At 46.8% G+C, this 15893-nt stretch carries 12 protein-coding genes; all 12 read left to right on the top strand.

Features of this window, described 5'->3' with window-relative positions; translation table 11 throughout:
- Window positions 1-12: 12 nt before the first annotated feature.
- The 12 genes from RH46_RS01775 to RH46_RS01715 all read left to right on the top strand — a co-directional run bounded on the left by RH46_RS01775 (window position 13) and on the right by RH46_RS01715 (window position 15850).
- Entirely contained in the window at window positions 13-2559 is a 2547-nt protein-coding gene (locus tag RH46_RS01775) for an MFS transporter (RefSeq protein WP_006877683.1), read from the top strand.
- Window positions 2556-3563 carry an ABC transporter substrate binding protein gene (locus RH46_RS01770; RefSeq protein ID WP_006877682.1) on the top strand — a complete coding sequence of 336 codons (1008 nt, stop codon included), beginning with the start codon at window positions 2556-2558 and terminating at the stop codon, window positions 3561-3563. Before RH46_RS01775 ends, RH46_RS01770 begins: the two co-directional genes overlap by 4 nt.
- 29 nt (window positions 3564-3592) lie before the next feature.
- Window positions 3593-4273 (top strand): transporter substrate-binding domain-containing protein, encoded by a 681-nt coding sequence (locus tag RH46_RS01765; protein ID WP_239927515.1) that lies wholly within the window; start codon window positions 3593-3595, stop codon window positions 4271-4273.
- A gap of 3 nt (window positions 4274-4276) precedes the next feature.
- Complete coding sequence (locus RH46_RS01760) at window positions 4277-5221, top strand: FHA domain-containing protein (protein WP_006877680.1); 945 nt, start codon at window positions 4277-4279, stop codon at window positions 5219-5221.
- Complete coding sequence (gene tssJ, locus RH46_RS01755) at window positions 5218-5700, top strand: type VI secretion system lipoprotein TssJ (protein WP_006877679.1); 483 nt, start codon at window positions 5218-5220, stop codon at window positions 5698-5700. The genes RH46_RS01760 and tssJ overlap by 4 nt, the downstream gene beginning before the upstream one ends.
- A 20-nt stretch (window positions 5701-5720) precedes the next feature.
- Window positions 5721-7052, top strand: coding sequence for a type VI secretion system baseplate subunit TssK (tssK, locus tag RH46_RS01750; RefSeq protein ID WP_006877678.1), 1332 nt, complete (start codon window positions 5721-5723; stop codon window positions 7050-7052).
- A gap of 4 nt (window positions 7053-7056) precedes the next feature.
- Window positions 7057-8262 (top strand): type IVB secretion system protein IcmH/DotU, encoded by a 1206-nt coding sequence (gene icmH, locus RH46_RS01745; RefSeq protein WP_006877677.1) that lies wholly within the window; start codon window positions 7057-7059, stop codon window positions 8260-8262.
- Window positions 8255-11632 (top strand): type VI secretion system membrane subunit TssM, encoded by a 3378-nt coding sequence (tssM, locus tag RH46_RS01740; RefSeq protein WP_006877676.1) that lies wholly within the window; start codon window positions 8255-8257, stop codon window positions 11630-11632. Before icmH ends, tssM begins: the two co-directional genes overlap by 8 nt.
- 9 nt (window positions 11633-11641) lie before the next feature.
- Entirely contained in the window at window positions 11642-12382 is a 741-nt protein-coding gene (locus RH46_RS01735; protein ID WP_006877675.1) for a protein kinase domain-containing protein, read from the top strand.
- 231 nt (window positions 12383-12613) lie between these two features.
- Window positions 12614-13585, top strand: a complete 972-nt coding sequence (locus RH46_RS01725) for a tripartite tricarboxylate transporter substrate binding protein (protein ID WP_006877674.1) — start codon at window positions 12614-12616, stop codon at window positions 13583-13585.
- Between the two features lie 201 nt (window positions 13586-13786).
- Window positions 13787-14305, top strand: coding sequence for a tripartite tricarboxylate transporter TctB family protein (locus tag RH46_RS01720; RefSeq protein ID WP_006877673.1), 519 nt, complete (start codon window positions 13787-13789; stop codon window positions 14303-14305).
- A gap of 18 nt (window positions 14306-14323) precedes the next feature.
- Entirely contained in the window at window positions 14324-15850 is a 1527-nt protein-coding gene (locus RH46_RS01715; protein ID WP_006877672.1) for a tripartite tricarboxylate transporter permease, read from the top strand.
- Window positions 15851-15893: the final 43 nt, after the last annotated feature.

The following is a 15893-nucleotide window of genomic DNA, read 5'->3' as shown; positions in this document are numbered from 1 at the left end:
GGAAAGTAGTAAATGAGCAGTACCCAACTCAATAATAGTCGTACGTTTTTCTCTTTGAGAGTCAAACTTGTGTTGGCGATCTTTGCCGTTTTGCTATTTTCCAATGGCCTTAATAGCACACTCAACTACCTAAACTTTGAAAAGCGCCTGACGCAAACCAGTGATTCGACCTATCTGGTCGTTCTCAATGAGACCGACCACGATATTAAGCAGGCGATCAGCCTGGGTTTGCCTCTGGCGTCTATTTCTAACATTCAGTCTCTGCTAGAGCGAAGACTGGCGCTGGTCGACGGTATCAGCCGCATGCAAGTAGTGGATCGTCAAGGAAAGGTTCTCTACTCTGCTGGCAGCAAAGGTGAGTCAGAGCGTTTAATTAGCGCCGACATTACCAACACCTTTAATGTCAAAGAGGGTTCGTTACAGCTTTACTATTCGACTCAGTATTTGGATGGCATCAAGATGACACTGTTGCAGCAACAGTTGTTTGATACTCTGATGTGGGTGCTTATCGCGTGCGGTGTCGGCTATTTTGCACTTTATGCAGGGTTAGATTTCCTGCTTAAAAAACTGAAAAACATCTCTACCGCTCTTGCTCAGGCGGACTTGGATGACAAACAGTTGATCGAGCAAGCCAATGAGCTTTTCTTTACTAAGAGCGCTAGGAACGCCTGGCAGCGCTTCCGTGATAAGTACTTTCCACTGCTGATCATCAGTCTGGTTATTCTGTTAACTGTCACCTCGAACCTTGGCAGTTCTTACCAGGCGCTGAATAAGTTCTCAGCCACTTACGAAACCCAGTTGGAACAGAAATCCGTTGTAATTGGCGACACACTTAGCAGTATGATCCAACGCCTGCTTGATCAAGGCATTCCACTTAACCGACTTAACGGCCTTGAGCAGGAGTTCGCCAGCTATACAGACCAACACAAAGAACTGCTTTCTATCCAGCTACTACAGAGTGACCAGACTCTGTATCAGTTCCCAAATCAGATGTGGCATGACGCTCAGTCGTCAACACTCACTATGCCTATTGGCTCAACCAATGACATCGCATTGCAGATGACAACGGACACCAGCATCATCCCGCAAATGATTGAAGACAGCTTGATGGATATGCTCACGGTGCTGATCGCATCTGGATTAGTCGTCATCGAAATCATCTTGTTCGTCTGTAACTTTATGATTATTAAGCCATGGCATCAGATCAAACGCCTACTTAGCGACTCTAAGATTGGCGCGAGCTTGTGGCTGGCACACATCTCAGCAAAAGACGAGCTCGGCCGTGTTACCGACTCTATCAACGCTATTATCCAGCGCCAACATGCCGATAAGGCGCTCAAGGTACAGAACCTACAGGATTACCGTTTTATTCGTTTACCCCTATTTATGTTGGTATTCGCCGAAGCCGCTTCTTTGGCATTTTTCCCCAATTTCGTTGCCAGCTTAGAGCGCTCCCAACAATGGATTCCGGAAAGCCTAGTCACCAGTTTACCTATCTCACTGTTTATGTTCTGCTGGGCAATCTCACTGCCATTTGCTGGTTACTGGTCGGATAAAGTCGGCCGCAGAACTTCCCTGATTGTCGGTGGTATCATTACCAGTAGTGGCCTGGCAGCAACAGCATTGTGTAACAACCTTGAGCTATTGCTCCTCGTCAGAGCTTACACTGCAGTAGGCTACGGCATTGTATTTATTTCAGCTCAGGGTTACATCACAGACACAACTAACACCAAAAACCGCACCAAAGGTATGTCGACCTTCTTGTCGGCGTTTTTCTCTGGTTCCCTTTGCGGCGCTTCCATTGGTGGGATTCTGGCTGACAAGCTTGGTTACGGCGCCACTTTCCTGCTCGCGTCAGTATTGGCAATGGTCAGTGTCCTGTTTGTGATGAGCTTTTTTGTTCGTGGCGGTTCCAATGCGCACAGCAAACCCGTTCGTCTTAACGACTTTAAGACGCTGCTCGGTAATAAGTACTTCTCACTGATCACTTTCTTCAGTGCTATTCCTGCCAAGATAGTGTTAACCGGATTCCTCTACTACATCTGCCCTGTTTACTTGCAATACTTAGGTGAAAGTAGTGCCGTGTCTGGCCGAGTAATGATGAGCTACGGTATAGCCATTATCCTTATTTCTCCATTGAGCGCATTCTTGGTTGATCGCTGGGATAACAAAATCCGCTTTATTGTTTTTGGCGGTATTCTTTCAGCATTAGCCTTGATCAATATTGTCCTGCTACCAGGAACTATGGGCCTGCTGCTGATCGTGGTTATGATTGGTATCGCTCACGGTATCAGTGTTTCGCCACAGATTCCTTTAGTGATGGATCTGCTTGCCAGTGATGGTATCGACAAGGGTAAAACCATTGGTATTTTCCGCTTAACAGAGCGCATCGGTAACATCGCGGGCCCAATGCTGGCGGGCTTATGTCTGAGCTTATTTGGCTTTGAGGAGACAATCATTTTGTTCGGCATCACCCTGCTGCTTAGCTCTACGGTATTAACCCTGTTCTACGCATTTTTCACTAAGCGTGACCGCCAGCTACTGGAGGTAGCCAAATGAGAACTGCACTGTTAATTATCACCCTGCTAGCAGCATCGTTTACCGCCATTAGTCAGGCTTACGCACAGCAACCCAAACAGGTAGTCATGTTATTATGGCGTGGTGTTACTGACTCTGAAAAAGGCTTTATGGAATACCTGTCCAGCCAGCGTAATGTCAGTTACACCCTATTGGATGCGAAGCGAGACAAACAGACCCTCGCCGAATATGTCAATCGCATTGACCAATACAATGCTGATCTGGTTTACACATTTGGTACTACGACAACCCTTGCCTTGCTGGGTACTGAGGACAAGCCGACTGCCTTCAGACAACGCAACCGAACGCCTGTCGTATTCAGTATCGTCACAGACCCTGTTGGCTCTAAGATTATTTCTGATGCCACAGAATCACCACGAAATTTTACTGGCGTCAGTCATATCGTTCCCCATCAGGTTCAGTTCAACGCTATCCAGAAACTGCCTGATATCAATACCATGGGTGTGATTTTCAATCCGTTAGAAAACAATGCGGTAATTACGGCGAAAAAGATTCAACGACTATCCGCAGAGTTTGATATCGACGTCTACCTATATCCGTTGAAAACTAAACAAGGTAAGCCGGATCCGGACTCTCTGCCAGCCGTTATCGAGGCGATGAAACAAGACAAGGTACAGCTCGCTTATTTGCCACCTGACTCCTATATCATCAGTCAGGGAGAGGCCATTGTAGAAAGTTTGCACAATCAAGGCATTGCGACCTTTTCAGCGACTGAAACTCCGATTCGCAAACATAACGCGCTCTTTGGTATAGTTAGCCGTTATTATAACGTTGGCGAATTTGTCGGACACAAAGCGGAACAAATTCTGAGCAATAACAGTTCAGCTCAGAACCTTCCTATCGAACCGTTGAGTCAATACTCATATATCGTTAACGTTAAAGCAGCACGGACACTGGATTACTATCCCCCCGTTTCAATTTTAAAGATTTCCGAGTTAATTGGAGGGAATGAATGGCCAGAATAATGCCGAGTATTACTTTCTGCCTGCTAACAATGATGAGCCTGGTTGCCAGTTCGGCTACCTGGGCGCAAGCGAGTGTCGGTCCAGCAAGATTGATGCTGACCACTCAGGACTGGCCACCTTACCAAGAGTATAAGTTTGGCCAGATGCAGGGAATCGCACTGGATAAGGTTAAGTGCGTATTAGGCAAAATGGGCCAGCCATACCAACTGACCATGACTACGTGGTCAGATGCTCAGTTGCGCGTTCATAGCGGTGCTCAGCATGGTTTCTTCGTCGCGACACAAACGGCAGAACGCGATGACTACGCGACTTTATCTGCACCAGTCGCTCATCAAAAGCTGATGTGGTATTTCGGCCCTGGTGTTGAGCCGAAAATTGATGAATTGTCAAAAGTTAACCTTAAATTCTCTGCCAAATTTGGGTCGAACAAGTGGTTTTGGCTAAAACGTAATGGCTTCAATGTAGTCAAACAGCCACGAGATGCTAAAGTATTACTAAAGCTTTTAAAACAAAGGGAAATTGATGTTGCACTGGAGGATGAACTGGTGTTTGACGGTGAGCTAAAAGAAGCTGGCCTGCCAAATGATTTCTTCCAGGATCAAATTCACGAAACCAAACCTATGGGTGTGTATTTTTCAAATCGATTCCTAAACAAGTACTCCGGTTTCTTAGCTGCATTTAATGCTGCTGTTTCTAAATGTGAGAGGTAACTAGTGGCCGTCAGTGTTCATTTGATTTCTGTACCCACTGAAGAGGTTGTCACCTCAAGAGTTGTGTATCTTCCTGAGTCAGGAGGCACTTTTGGTCGTGCTCCTGCCTGCGATATCTGTTTACCAGACCAAAGCAAACGTATTTCCCGTTCACACGGTGAAGTACGCCTTACTGATCGCGGTTATGTCATCATTAACCGTGGCCAGAATCAGGCTCAACTTAACGATAAGCCAATGAATAAAGACAAAGAGTATCCACTCAATGACGGCGATATCGTTAAGGTCGAGAACTACACCATGTTGGTCTCTACGCTGGTGTCTTCTAACAGCGAAAGTGCCGCTGAGCCTATTGACGATGTGTTTGCTCAGCCCTTTGAGCTCAATCTCAATGACGACGAAACTGAATTTCTTGAGCAAAGCGAGGCTCCTGTCGCAAAGCCGGCGAGCAGCGCATTTTCACACAAGAACGTTCTGAGCGACGACCCTTTTGCCTCTGATCCATTTGAAGATCTTGATAGTGATGAAGTCGCGCAACACGTAGAGATTGACGAAGTGGAACAGCCACAGGTCTTCAGCCCAAAGAGTGAGTTGCAATATCTGCCCGTTGATGCGCCACAGAACACTCAGCTAGAAGCATCTATTGAGAAGCTGCTGACCATCAGCGAGAAGAATCAGCAGTACTTGCAAAACCCTATGATGCAGCATGAAGCGCTGTTTGATGCGTTAGAAAAGACGGTTGACCAGTTCCTTAATGAGTTCGCCCCAACTGAGCTGGAAACCCAGTTTAGCGAGTACATTTCAGGCGGCTTGTTTAGCAACAAAGAGAAGAAGTACTGGAATATCTATCGTAAACACTTCAAACATCGTCAGCAGAACGGCGACTTCCGCCGTCAGTTTAAAGCCCTGTTTATGGAGAATATGCAGAAACAGAGAGAGGAAAACGGATGACAAAGTGGTATTTGGCAGCCGCCCTCTTTCTCGCTGGATGTTCTTCAGATCCGGTGCCCGTTGTTTCTCAATATAGTTTGTCGATTAAAACCGACGAAGCAATGAACCCATCTGATTCAAACCCAGCCAACCCAGTGGTGGTTCGTTTGTATCAGTTAACCGACGTGCAGATGTTTAAGCAACTGCCGTTTATCGATCTCTACAATAACGATGTTCAGTTGTTGAGCGCCAATCTGGTTTCAAAGCAGATACTGCCGGTAATCTTACCTAACAGTGACTCACAACAGACATTGGACATCAATAAAACCACTCAATACGTCGCAGTTTTAGTGGAGTTCGTTGATTACCAAAATAGTGAAGCCAAAGCCTTTTCGACTTTGCCAGTAGAGGAAGATCAATTCCTACAGCTTCACATTCAAGGGGCAAAAGCCTCATTAAATATTGTCACTCCAGAGTCGAGCTGGTGGCAGGTATTTTAGTCAGTTAATAGGGAATTTTCGTGGACGCGTTTAAAAAAGTAGTATGGCAAGAAGGCATGTTTATTGCCCCACAACATTTTCAGCAGCAAGATCGCTACGTTCAAAACTATGTACGTCAAAATGTAGAGACACTGGCTGGATTTGCTCCCTTTTATGGAGTAACCGAACTGACGATTAATCACGAGTTGCTTAAAATTGGCAAGCTCTCTATCGCCAGCAGTGCTGGTGTGTTCCCAGACGGCACGCATTTTGAAATGATGCATGAAGTAGCGCGCGACATCACTCAAGGTAGCATTGAAACTGTGGTCTATCTTGCTCTGCCGATTTCATTGCAAGGTAACAACGATTATGGTCAGGAAGCCTCTGATCAGGGTCGCTACCTGAGTCGCTCAATTAATGTCTTCGACACTTCAACCTCTGAAAACGCCAGTGTTGAAGTCGATGTGGCTCACCTCAACATCTCTATCAAGCTAGAAGGCGAAGATACCTCTGGTTTCACTCTGGTGCCAGTAGCCAAGATCCTCGAATGTACCGAGTCTGGTGAAGTGATTCTCGACCGCGCATTTATTCCGGCGTGTCTCCACTATGGCGCTTCTCAACTGCTGCTGGAACGCCTGAAAGAGATCCACGCTCTGACAGCTAACCGTGCTACCAGCCTGCTACAGCGGATTCAGGCAGGCCAAGGTCAGAAGAGCCCGCAGTCAATGATGCAGGACTACCTGTGGTTACAGACTCTCAACAGTTGGCTTCCGTGGTTCGATTTGACCATTACTAACCCTAAGATTCAGACCCATCAACTGTATGGTGAGTTACGCAAGTTCGAAGCTCAGGTGATGGCGTTAACGCCAGCAATTCCAGAGCCTTGCCAACCATTGCAACATCATAAGCTGTATGAGAGCTTTAACCCGCTGTTCTCATCATTACGTAACATGCTGACTCTGGTTCAGCAGGATTCTGTACTTGAGTTCTCATGGGATAACTCTCTGTTTGAAAAACGTCGCTTGCTGCGCACCCTGATTAAAGATACCGCCAGTGTCAGCAACCGACGCTTTGTACTATCGGTCAAATCAAACATCAGCAGTGCCGAACTGAACGAGCTGTTTCCTGTTTCAGCTAAGTTGAGCAATAACACTCGCATTGTAGAAATTGTTAGAAATGGCTTGTCAGGTATTGCCCTGTCTCCGCTTCCTGTTGCACCGAGTGAGCTAAAACCAATGCAGGGTGTCGCTTATTTTGAAATCGATACTGCCGACAGAATGTGGCTGGAGATGCTGGAGAACCGAGATGCGATCGCTCTGCATGTCGATACCCGAATCAGTGAACTTGAAGTTATGCTCTACGCGCTGAGATAAGGCTATGGATTATTTAGACGAAGATACGCTGGTCTGGGACGCAAAACAGTCTGATTTCGTAAGCAAAGACGAAGGCAGCGATACTGTTTGGTCTCCCGTTGATGCCAGCCGAGGCCGCAGCGAGTTCCTCCACTATTTCGATAAAGCAGAAAACCAGCTACTCAACATCAGTAGTGAGTTGCTGGCGATCACGCTCAAGGTGCCTACTCTGCCGGAGCCTGAAGATGTCACAACCCTGAGGCAACAACTTGTCGACGCTGTTAATGACATCAAAACCAAAGGTGCTGAACTCAACTATCCTGTCGCCGTCATTGATAAGCTCTGCTTCCTATATGCGGTCGTGTTAGATGAACTGATTATCTATTGCGAGTGGGGTGAGTCACGCGGGTGGGAAAACAAAACCCTGCTCAGTGAATTATTCGGCATGCGTAATGGTGGCGAACTGTTCTTTACCGTAGCGGATAAAGCACTCAGACAGCCACATAAGATGATCGACTTGCTTGAGGTCATCTATATCTTCGTCAATATTGGCTTTAAAGGTCAGTATCGCGAGACAGGCAGTGACCAGCTTAAGGCTTTTACTCATCAACTTGAGCAAGTGATTAGCCAGTACCGTCAGTCAGGTAACATGTATTGTCATACCCGCACCAAACTGCCGCAAATGCGCAAACCAACCAGACGTAAGCGCTACATGGTTACGACGGTATTTTTCCTGTGTTTAATTCTAACCAGCGTTGGGCTCACCCACTTCTGGTACAACAAGACCCACCCACAACGAGCACGTGACTTCGGCAATCTGGCAGACTTTAGTAATCGTTACGTTATGTCTGGTCAGGTCAATGACATTGTATTTATCAGTCAGGATGGTGATTTAGAGAATAAACCTCAGCGCGCCAGTAAAGTTGAGCTGGTTGAGGCAACACCTCCTGCTAATCTTGCGACTAGCTACTCCTCTTGGCTGGTTCAGTTAGCGACCTTCTCCTCGCGCGCTAACGCTGAGAAATTTGTCGCTAAGCTAATGGCTTCAAAGTATCAACCGCAAGTGGACGAGTTTGACAATTACTTCCGTGTCATCGTGCGCAGTGACTCGTCAGAACAAGCACGAGAAATCAAAAGCTGGTATGTAGAAAAGGAGTCACTGACTCCAATCATCGTAAGAAATACGCAGAAAGATAATAATAACGATAATGAGGTTCAGCGCGATGACTAAACCAACTGACAAGAATAGAAAGCGCAGCCTGATCTGGGCGCTTACGCTGACACTCGTGTCATGGCTAATTGGAGGCGGATTAACCTGGTGGCTGGGTTATCCAGACTATCTGACCGTGAGTATTGTTGCGACCGTACTCACCGGCCTGTTCTGTGGCTTACTTTGTTACTGGTTAATGCAGCGCAGCAGCCAGGCAAGCAAAACACCAGACCAGCAAAGGCTGTTGATTCAGAAACGCAGCAAACTGCTAGCGATTCACTTCAAGCGAATGATTGAAGTGCAGAAGCGTAAGAAACGCCTAAACAGCCGTTATGATCAACCTATCTATCTGTTTTTAAGTGACGACCCTTGCAAAGATAAGTCGATCATTACTCAAATGGGTTATGAAGCGTACAAGGTTGATGACTTTGGTAATGATATTGAGTTTCCGGTGCTGTTTTGGCTCAGCGAACACTCAATTATGATTTCAGTAAGCTGCGGCGATGATCAACAGGCACAGTACCTGAAAACTCTGACTGAGTGCCTTAATAAGTGGCGCCCTCGTCAGGCAATCAATGGCATGCTGCTGACCACAGAAGTAGAAACACTTCTTGGCAATCGTGAAGCCCTTATCCAACGTGCCGATGATCTCAAATCGACCATTAAAACGTTCAACGACAGCTTTGGTCTCAACATACCAATCTACAACCTGATCACCAACATGGGTCAGATTAACGATTTCTGTCAGTTCTTCTCCGCGTTTGATGAAGCCAAGCGCAACGATGTTTTTGGTGCAACGTCACCCTACATCAAGAATGGCGGTATCGATGCCGACTGGTTTAACGAAGAGTATGATCACCTAATCAGTCAGCTGATCGCCAGCACCAGCACGGCGCTCTCTTCGCAACTTAACCAAGACTACCGTAACTCTATTTGTGCCGCGCCATACCAGTTTGGCCTGCTCAAGCAGAGTTTGTGGCACTTCCTGCAACGACTTTATCGTGGTGATCAGCTTAACAACGGTCTCTGTTTCCGTGGTTTCTATTTCACCCATAGCGGAGCAGATACTAAGCAGTACGATTTGCTGGCCAATGTAATTAACGAATCGCTCGGTAATGAAAAGTTCCAACAGCAGCAACAAATCCCAGTGACTCAGACTCTGTTTGCTCAGCACATCATGAATCATGTGGTATTGAACGAAAATACCCTGGTCGGGGTTAACCGTCGCAAGGAGAATATGCTGCTGTTCTGGCAAGGTGCCTACACGGTATTTTGTGTCGCGCTGCTCGTTACCGTTCTTGCGGTAATCAAACTGGACTTCGACTATCAGAGTGCCCGTGAAGCTCGAGCTGATAACATGCTTGAGCGTTATAAGGAGGCCATCGCTGCGTCCCCTTACGATATCGAGAATATGGCGGATAATATTCCTAACCTTTACTCTCTCAATCGTATTTATGCGCTCTATCTAGAGCCCGCACCTTGGTACACCCTCTCGTTCATGCCAAGTTCAAGCATTATGGATGAGGTTGAGGCGGCCTATTTCGAGGAGCTGTCACAAGTGTTGATCCCATCTATGGAGAACACGCTTGAGAAGGACCTGTTTGTCTACGTTAACTTAGAAGATCAGGCCAAAACGCTGTCGCTACTCAACAACTACCGATTACTGTTTGATCCAAAGCGAACCAACATTGAAGAGCTGAAAAGCTATTTCATGTCTACCTTAAGCGATCAGGGTGAAGCGGACAGCGTCAATCTGGCGCAGCTTCGTATCTTACTTGATGATGTTTTTGCCCAGGATCTGGTACCAGTGAAACCTAATTATGATCTGGAAACACTGGCTAAGAAGGTGATTAACCAAACCGGTATTGAGACTCTGCTTTACGAGCATATTCTTAACTCTCCGACCTATTCGAAGCGCATCGATGTTCGCCCTGAACTGGGTAGCAACTTCTCGCAGTTACTGAGCTTCTCACCTAGTTATGCCGGCTACATGGTTCCGTACCTTTACACACCGTCTGGCTTTAATGAGCTCGATCTTTCGGTGGAATCTCCAGTACTTGCAGAGGCATTACAGGCTTACGAAGGCGTTGCAGGCAACTCACCAAGTGCACTTGAGTTATATCGCATCAGTCGTGACCTGAAACAGATGTATCAGAACGATTACATCAACTACTGGCGTGATATGACGTCTCACATTCAGGTTAATGACGTCAATGACCCTGATACTCTCAACCGTACTCTTTCGGTTCTGACAAGCGCTTCAGACAATCCACTTGCCCAACTCTACACAACGGTCAGCAAGTACACGTCAGTGGAGATTGAGTTACCAAAAGAGCAAGGTAAAGAGGCACAAGAGCAGCCGCCAGCGCAGGACAGCGATAAGAAAGAGATGGCTCGCCAAATCTACATCGCCTTTACTCCTTATCATCAGCAAGTCACTGCTAACGATCAGGGCACCAAGCCGATTGACGCACTACTCGGTCAGTTTACTGAAATGGAAGCGTGGTTAGAGAAGTTCCTTAGCTCTGAAACACCGCAAGAAATGGCCTTCAATACCCTGACGGCGGAGCTCAAGCTAAGTAATCCGGTTTCGGTTGTTGCTGCCAATACCGCTAAGCAGCCTGCTCTTTCAGTCGCCATCATTGCTAATATTACCCAGCAAGCAAATGAAATGGTAATGTCTCTGGCTCATAGCTACTTGAACAGCAGTTGGCAGGAGGAGGTGTTCGATACTTATCAGAACACCATAGCAGCCTATTACCCATTCAATAAGAGCTCGTCTCTCGATGCTGCGACCAATGATGTCGCCAGTTTCTTCAAGAGCAACGGCGTTCTCGATAAGTTCTACCAGAGTAAGCTAAAAGGCTTCTCGACTGACGAACGTTCTCCTTTCCTGGCTGGCTTGTTACCAAACACAGGATTGGCGCTCGACCCGAATGTGTGGCAGATGATCGACAAAGCAGCAGATATCCGTAATGCACTGTTCTTGCAAGATCCGCAAAACCTCTCACTACAGTTCCAGCTTAAGGCACTGGAGATGAGCCCTGACTTAACTCAGTTCTCTATCGTCGCTGAGAAGTCATTGTTCACCTATCAACATGGTCCAAGACTCTGGAGCAAGCAGAACTGGTCAGCGACTGATGTCGACAAAGACTCGATTGGCTTCCAGCTTCGCGCTCAGGACGTTCAGGTTGCTGATGAGAAGTTCACGGGTAGCTGGGCGTGGTTCAAACTGATTGAACCTCGTGTGATTTCCGCTACCTCACAAAGCACTCGCGTCAAGTTTAGCCACAAAGATAGTCAGGTAGAGCTGAGTATTAAGACTCAAGGGCAAAACAACCCGTTCGTGCCTAACTTCTTCTCTGCCTTCACTCTTCCAGCCAGCATCTAGGTAACAGAGATGACGGCGGAGCTAAGCGCATCCACTCAGGCTGTCCCCAATAAGGTGGCAGCCTGTTTCAGAGCGCTTGGCTTAAGCCGTTGTGCCTTATTAGGGAAAAATGTTTATCAGGCTTATAGCTCTAACTTCGGTTGGGTAGCGATCAAGTTTGCTTTCACATCTCAGGCAAAAATCCAGCTGCAAAACGAAACTCGCTTTTTATCCCAGCACGTTTGCAAACACTGGCCCGCCTACATAGATTCCGGCTGCCACCAGCACGTAAACTGGCTAATGACGTCGCTAGTTGATGGTATTTCACTTGCTACCGCGAGTGTTGAGCGTCGCCAGCTATTACCGCTGTTAAGTCAGCTTGAATCGATATTGCACCGCATCCACAATACTGGCTTTATTCATGGAGACATCAAGCCTGCCAATATCATGCTTAGTGAGTCCAGTCGCGAATTAAGTGTTATCGATTTTGGTAGCACATTAGCCATAGGCCAACATTATCAGTCACTGAGTAGTTCTGTCTCTCCTCGCTATAGTGGAGCCAATGCCACATTCCGTGATGGTCAGGTTAGCGCCAGAGATGACTATGTTGCTCTGGCGATCACTCTACAAACGGTTTTCCATCACCACCCTTTTGATGGTCAGCCTATTTCTCAGTTTTGCCGCACTCAAACCTCAGCTCAGATAAAGCAGTTACCGAGCCGCTATCAGTTACTGTTACAACAGCAGCTTAATCTCGCCAAAAAGCTATAAAACCCTTCTGAATAACCCGATCTTAGTTGACCACGTCACGCCGTGAACTTTATGAACAAAACCCCCAAAATGCCCAATATTGTTTTTATCAACGCATTGAAGACAAAGATTTAACACGCTATTAACCTTATTCTCATCTACTGACAAGTATCCCTCCCTTGGAGGTAGATAATTGATAACGATAAGCGTGTTCTCAATGAAGAACATGCGTACACATAAGGAACGTGAATCATGTTTAAGGTACTCAAACCAACACTGGCAGCTTCAATTATCGCTGCGTCTTTTTCTTTCAACGCTTTTGCAGCAGATGTTGAAAAAATCCACTTTCTAATCCCTGGTGGCGCTGGTGGTGGCTGGGACATGACAGCTCGTGGTACAGGCGATGTACTGGTTAAATCTGACATCGTTGAGAATGTCTCATTCCAAAACCTATCTGGTGGCGGCGGCGGTAAAGCAATTGCCCACCTGATCGAAACTGCAGAGCGTCAAGAAGATACTCTGATGGTTAACTCTACTCCTATCGTTGTTCGTTCTCTGACAGGTATTTTCCCTCAGTCGTTCCGTGACCTGACTCCTGTTGCGGCGACAATCGCGGACTACGGTGCAATCGTGACTTCTGTTGACTCTGGTTACAACACTTGGGAAGACGTAGTAAAAGAGTTCGAATCTAACCCACGTAAAGTAAAAATCGCTGGCGGTTCAGCTCGCGGTAGTATGGACCACCTGGTCGTTGCTGCAGCATTCAAAGGCGAAGGTTTCGACGCTAAGAAAGTTCGTTACATCGCATACGATGCAGGCGGTAAAGCAATGGCTGCGCTACTGTCTGGCGAAACTCAGCTTCTGTCTACAGGTCTGGGTGAAGTTCTAGAAATGTCTAAATCTGGCCAGGTTAAGATCCTTGCAGTAACTGCTCCTAAGCGTCTCGATGCGGCTCCAGATATCCCAACTCTGACTGAGTACGGTAACGAGACTGTTTTTGCTAACTGGCGCGGTTTCTTCGCTGCACCAGGCACTAGTCAGGCGAAAATCGACGAGTGGAACTCTGCGCTAACTAAGATGTACAAAACTGACGAGTGGCAAGTTGTTCGTGACCGTAACGGTTGGATCGATAACTACAAAGCAGACAAAGATTTCTACGCTTTCCTTGAAGATCAAGAGAAGCAGATGGGTGACCTAATGCGTGAGCTAGGCTTCCTTAAGTAGGATTTCAAAGTAGTTTGAGGGTGAATGACTCACCCTCTCCCCTTTCGCCGTACATGAGTAACACACAATCTCCTCTGTTTATTTATAAGCAGTTAAGCCTCCTTGACTAGCAGCAAATGGCTTATTTGTTAGTGAAACATGCTCATTAACTCTTGTGTACGGCTTTTTATTTCCCTGCCTGTTACATAAATGGAGTTGGATATGTCGGACTTGCCAACGAATTCTTTCAATAAAGGGAGCTTTTTCTCCAAAGAGAACCTCCTGTGCCGCGATCGTGTTGGTGCGATGATATTTTTACTCGTCTGCCTATGCTACGGCTACCAAACGTCCCAAATCCCACTGTTCCCTGGTGATGAGTACGAACCTTTCACAGCTCGCACACTACCAACCTTATTGACCTTCATCGGTATTGGACTTTCCTTGCTTCTGCTTGTTACAGGTCAACCTGACGTAAAAAGTGGCGCAGTGATGGATTTCAACTGGAAGCTACTTATCGGGTTTTTAGTGCTAATGGCACTGTACGGTGTAGGCCTGACTTACATCGGATTTGTGTTAGCAACAAGTTTCTTCTTGCTTGCTGGCTTCTACTTATTAGGTGAGCGACGCAAGAAAGTGCTGTTTGGAGCATCTTTCCCATTTGTTATCGCGTTCTACCTACTCCTTACCCAAGGCCTAGATATCTACTTAGAGCCTGGTGTTATTTTCACCCTGTGGTCGTAATTTATAGGAAATGACATTATGTTAGATGGAATCTTACAAGGCCTATCCACCGCAGTAATGCCGATGAACATCATGATGGTGATTGTTGGTTGTTTTGTCGGTACATTTATTGGCATGTTGCCGGGTCTCGGCCCTATCTCGGCGATCGCGTTGATGATCCCAATTACTTACGGACTAGACCCTTCATCGGGCCTGATCCTTATGGCTGGTGTTTACTACGGTGCGGTATTTGGCGGTTCAACGTCTTCAATCCTGATTAACGCTCCTGGCTGTTCTTCAACAGTAGTAACAGCGTTTGACGGTTACCCAATGGCACAAAAAGGCCAGGCAGGTAAAGCACTTGCGTTAGCAGCTTATTCATCATTCACTGGTGGTACGCTATCAGCAATCATGTTACTTGTTGCCGCTCCGGCACTGGCAAACGTCTCTCTTAGCTTCCAGTCTTCAGACTACTTCGCACTAATGCTACTTGGTCTTTCCGCGGTAGCAGCATTCGCTGGTAAAGGACAGGTAATTAAAGCCTGGATGATGACTATTCTTGGTCTGATGCTGTCAACAGTTGGTATCGATAAAGGTGTTGGCGTCGAGCGTTTCACTTTCGGTATGACTGATCTGATGGACGGTTTCAGCTTCCTGCTTCTTGCTATGGCAACCTTCGCTCTTGGTGAAACCCTGATGGGCATTCTTAAACCAGAGAAAGACACCAGTGCCGAAGAGCAGGACAAGATGAGTAATATCGGCAGCATGAAGGTCACTAAAGAAGAGATCAAAGAAGTTGCGCCTGTTTCAATTCGTTCATCAATTCTTGGCTTCTTCACCGGTGTTCTTCCGGGGGCAGGTGCCACTATCGCCGCTTTCCTAAGCTACGGTATGGAGCGAAACATCGCACCAAAAGAGAAGAAAGAAGAGTTTGGTAAAGGCAGTATCCGTGGTCTGGTTGCTCCTGAGTCTGCCAACAATGCGGCTTCAAGTGGTTCATTTGTACCGCTGCTTACTCTTGGTATTCCAGGTTCAGGTACAACAGCTATCATGCTTGGTGCTTTGATCGCTTACGGTATTCAGCCAGGTCCTCGCCTGTTCGTTGAACACCCAGATGTGTTCTGGTCTGTGATTATCTCGATGTACTTCGGTAACATCGTGCTGGTTATCCTTAACCTACCATTGATTCCGTACATCTCTAAACTGCTCGCAGTACCAAGAACCGTATTATTACCTATGATTCTGTTCTTCTCGATTACCGGTGTTTACTTAGTGTCATTTAACACCGTGGATGTATTTATCATGCTGCTTATCGCAATGGCTGCCATCGCACTCCGGTTGGCGAACTTCCCGCTCGCACCGCTGCTACTGGGTTTCATCCTCGGCGGCCTGATGGAAGAAAATCTGCGTCGAGCATTAATGATTAGTGATGGCGAACTGAGCTTCCTGTGGGAGCGCCCTATCACAATGACTTTCACTGTACTGGCTGTCCTTGTTCTGTTTAGTCCAGTGTTTGTTAAGCTGTTCCAAAAGCTTAAACCGGCCCCGAAAAAGGTCGAACTATAACTGAGTAACATTCCTATGTTGGTTTTTGGGGGCTTCGGCCCCC

Source organism: Vibrio brasiliensis LMG 20546, from assembly GCF_000189255.1.
In the GTDB taxonomy this organism is placed as follows: domain Bacteria; phylum Pseudomonadota; class Gammaproteobacteria; order Enterobacterales; family Vibrionaceae; genus Vibrio; species Vibrio brasiliensis.
Note: the sequence above shows the minus strand (reverse complement) of the source record. Positions and strands in the feature narration are given on the sequence as shown.

What these genes read in the sequence shown, in the direction of transcription:
- RH46_RS01775 (WP_006877683.1), top strand. Translation starts at nt 13, where the DNA reads ATGAGCAGTACCCAACTCAATAATAGTCGTACGTTTTTCTCTTTGAGA.
- RH46_RS01770 (WP_006877682.1), top strand. Translation starts at nt 2,556, where the DNA reads ATGAGAACTGCACTGTTAATTATCACCCTGCTAGCAGCATCGTTTACC.
- RH46_RS01765 (WP_239927515.1), top strand. Translation starts at nt 3,593, where the DNA reads ATGATGAGCCTGGTTGCCAGTTCGGCTACCTGGGCGCAAGCGAGTGTC.
- tssJ (WP_006877679.1), top strand. Translation starts at nt 5,218, where the DNA reads ATGACAAAGTGGTATTTGGCAGCCGCCCTCTTTCTCGCTGGATGTTCT.
- icmH (WP_006877677.1), top strand. Translation starts at nt 7,057, where the DNA reads ATGGATTATTTAGACGAAGATACGCTGGTCTGGGACGCAAAACAGTCT.
- tssM (WP_006877676.1), top strand. Translation starts at nt 8,255, where the DNA reads ATGACTAAACCAACTGACAAGAATAGAAAGCGCAGCCTGATCTGGGCG.
- RH46_RS01735 (WP_006877675.1), top strand. Translation starts at nt 11,642, where the DNA reads ATGACGGCGGAGCTAAGCGCATCCACTCAGGCTGTCCCCAATAAGGTG.
- RH46_RS01725 (WP_006877674.1), top strand. Translation starts at nt 12,614, where the DNA reads ATGTTTAAGGTACTCAAACCAACACTGGCAGCTTCAATTATCGCTGCG.
- RH46_RS01720 (WP_006877673.1), top strand. Translation starts at nt 13,787, where the DNA reads ATGTCGGACTTGCCAACGAATTCTTTCAATAAAGGGAGCTTTTTCTCC.
- RH46_RS01715 (WP_006877672.1), top strand. Translation starts at nt 14,324, where the DNA reads ATGTTAGATGGAATCTTACAAGGCCTATCCACCGCAGTAATGCCGATG.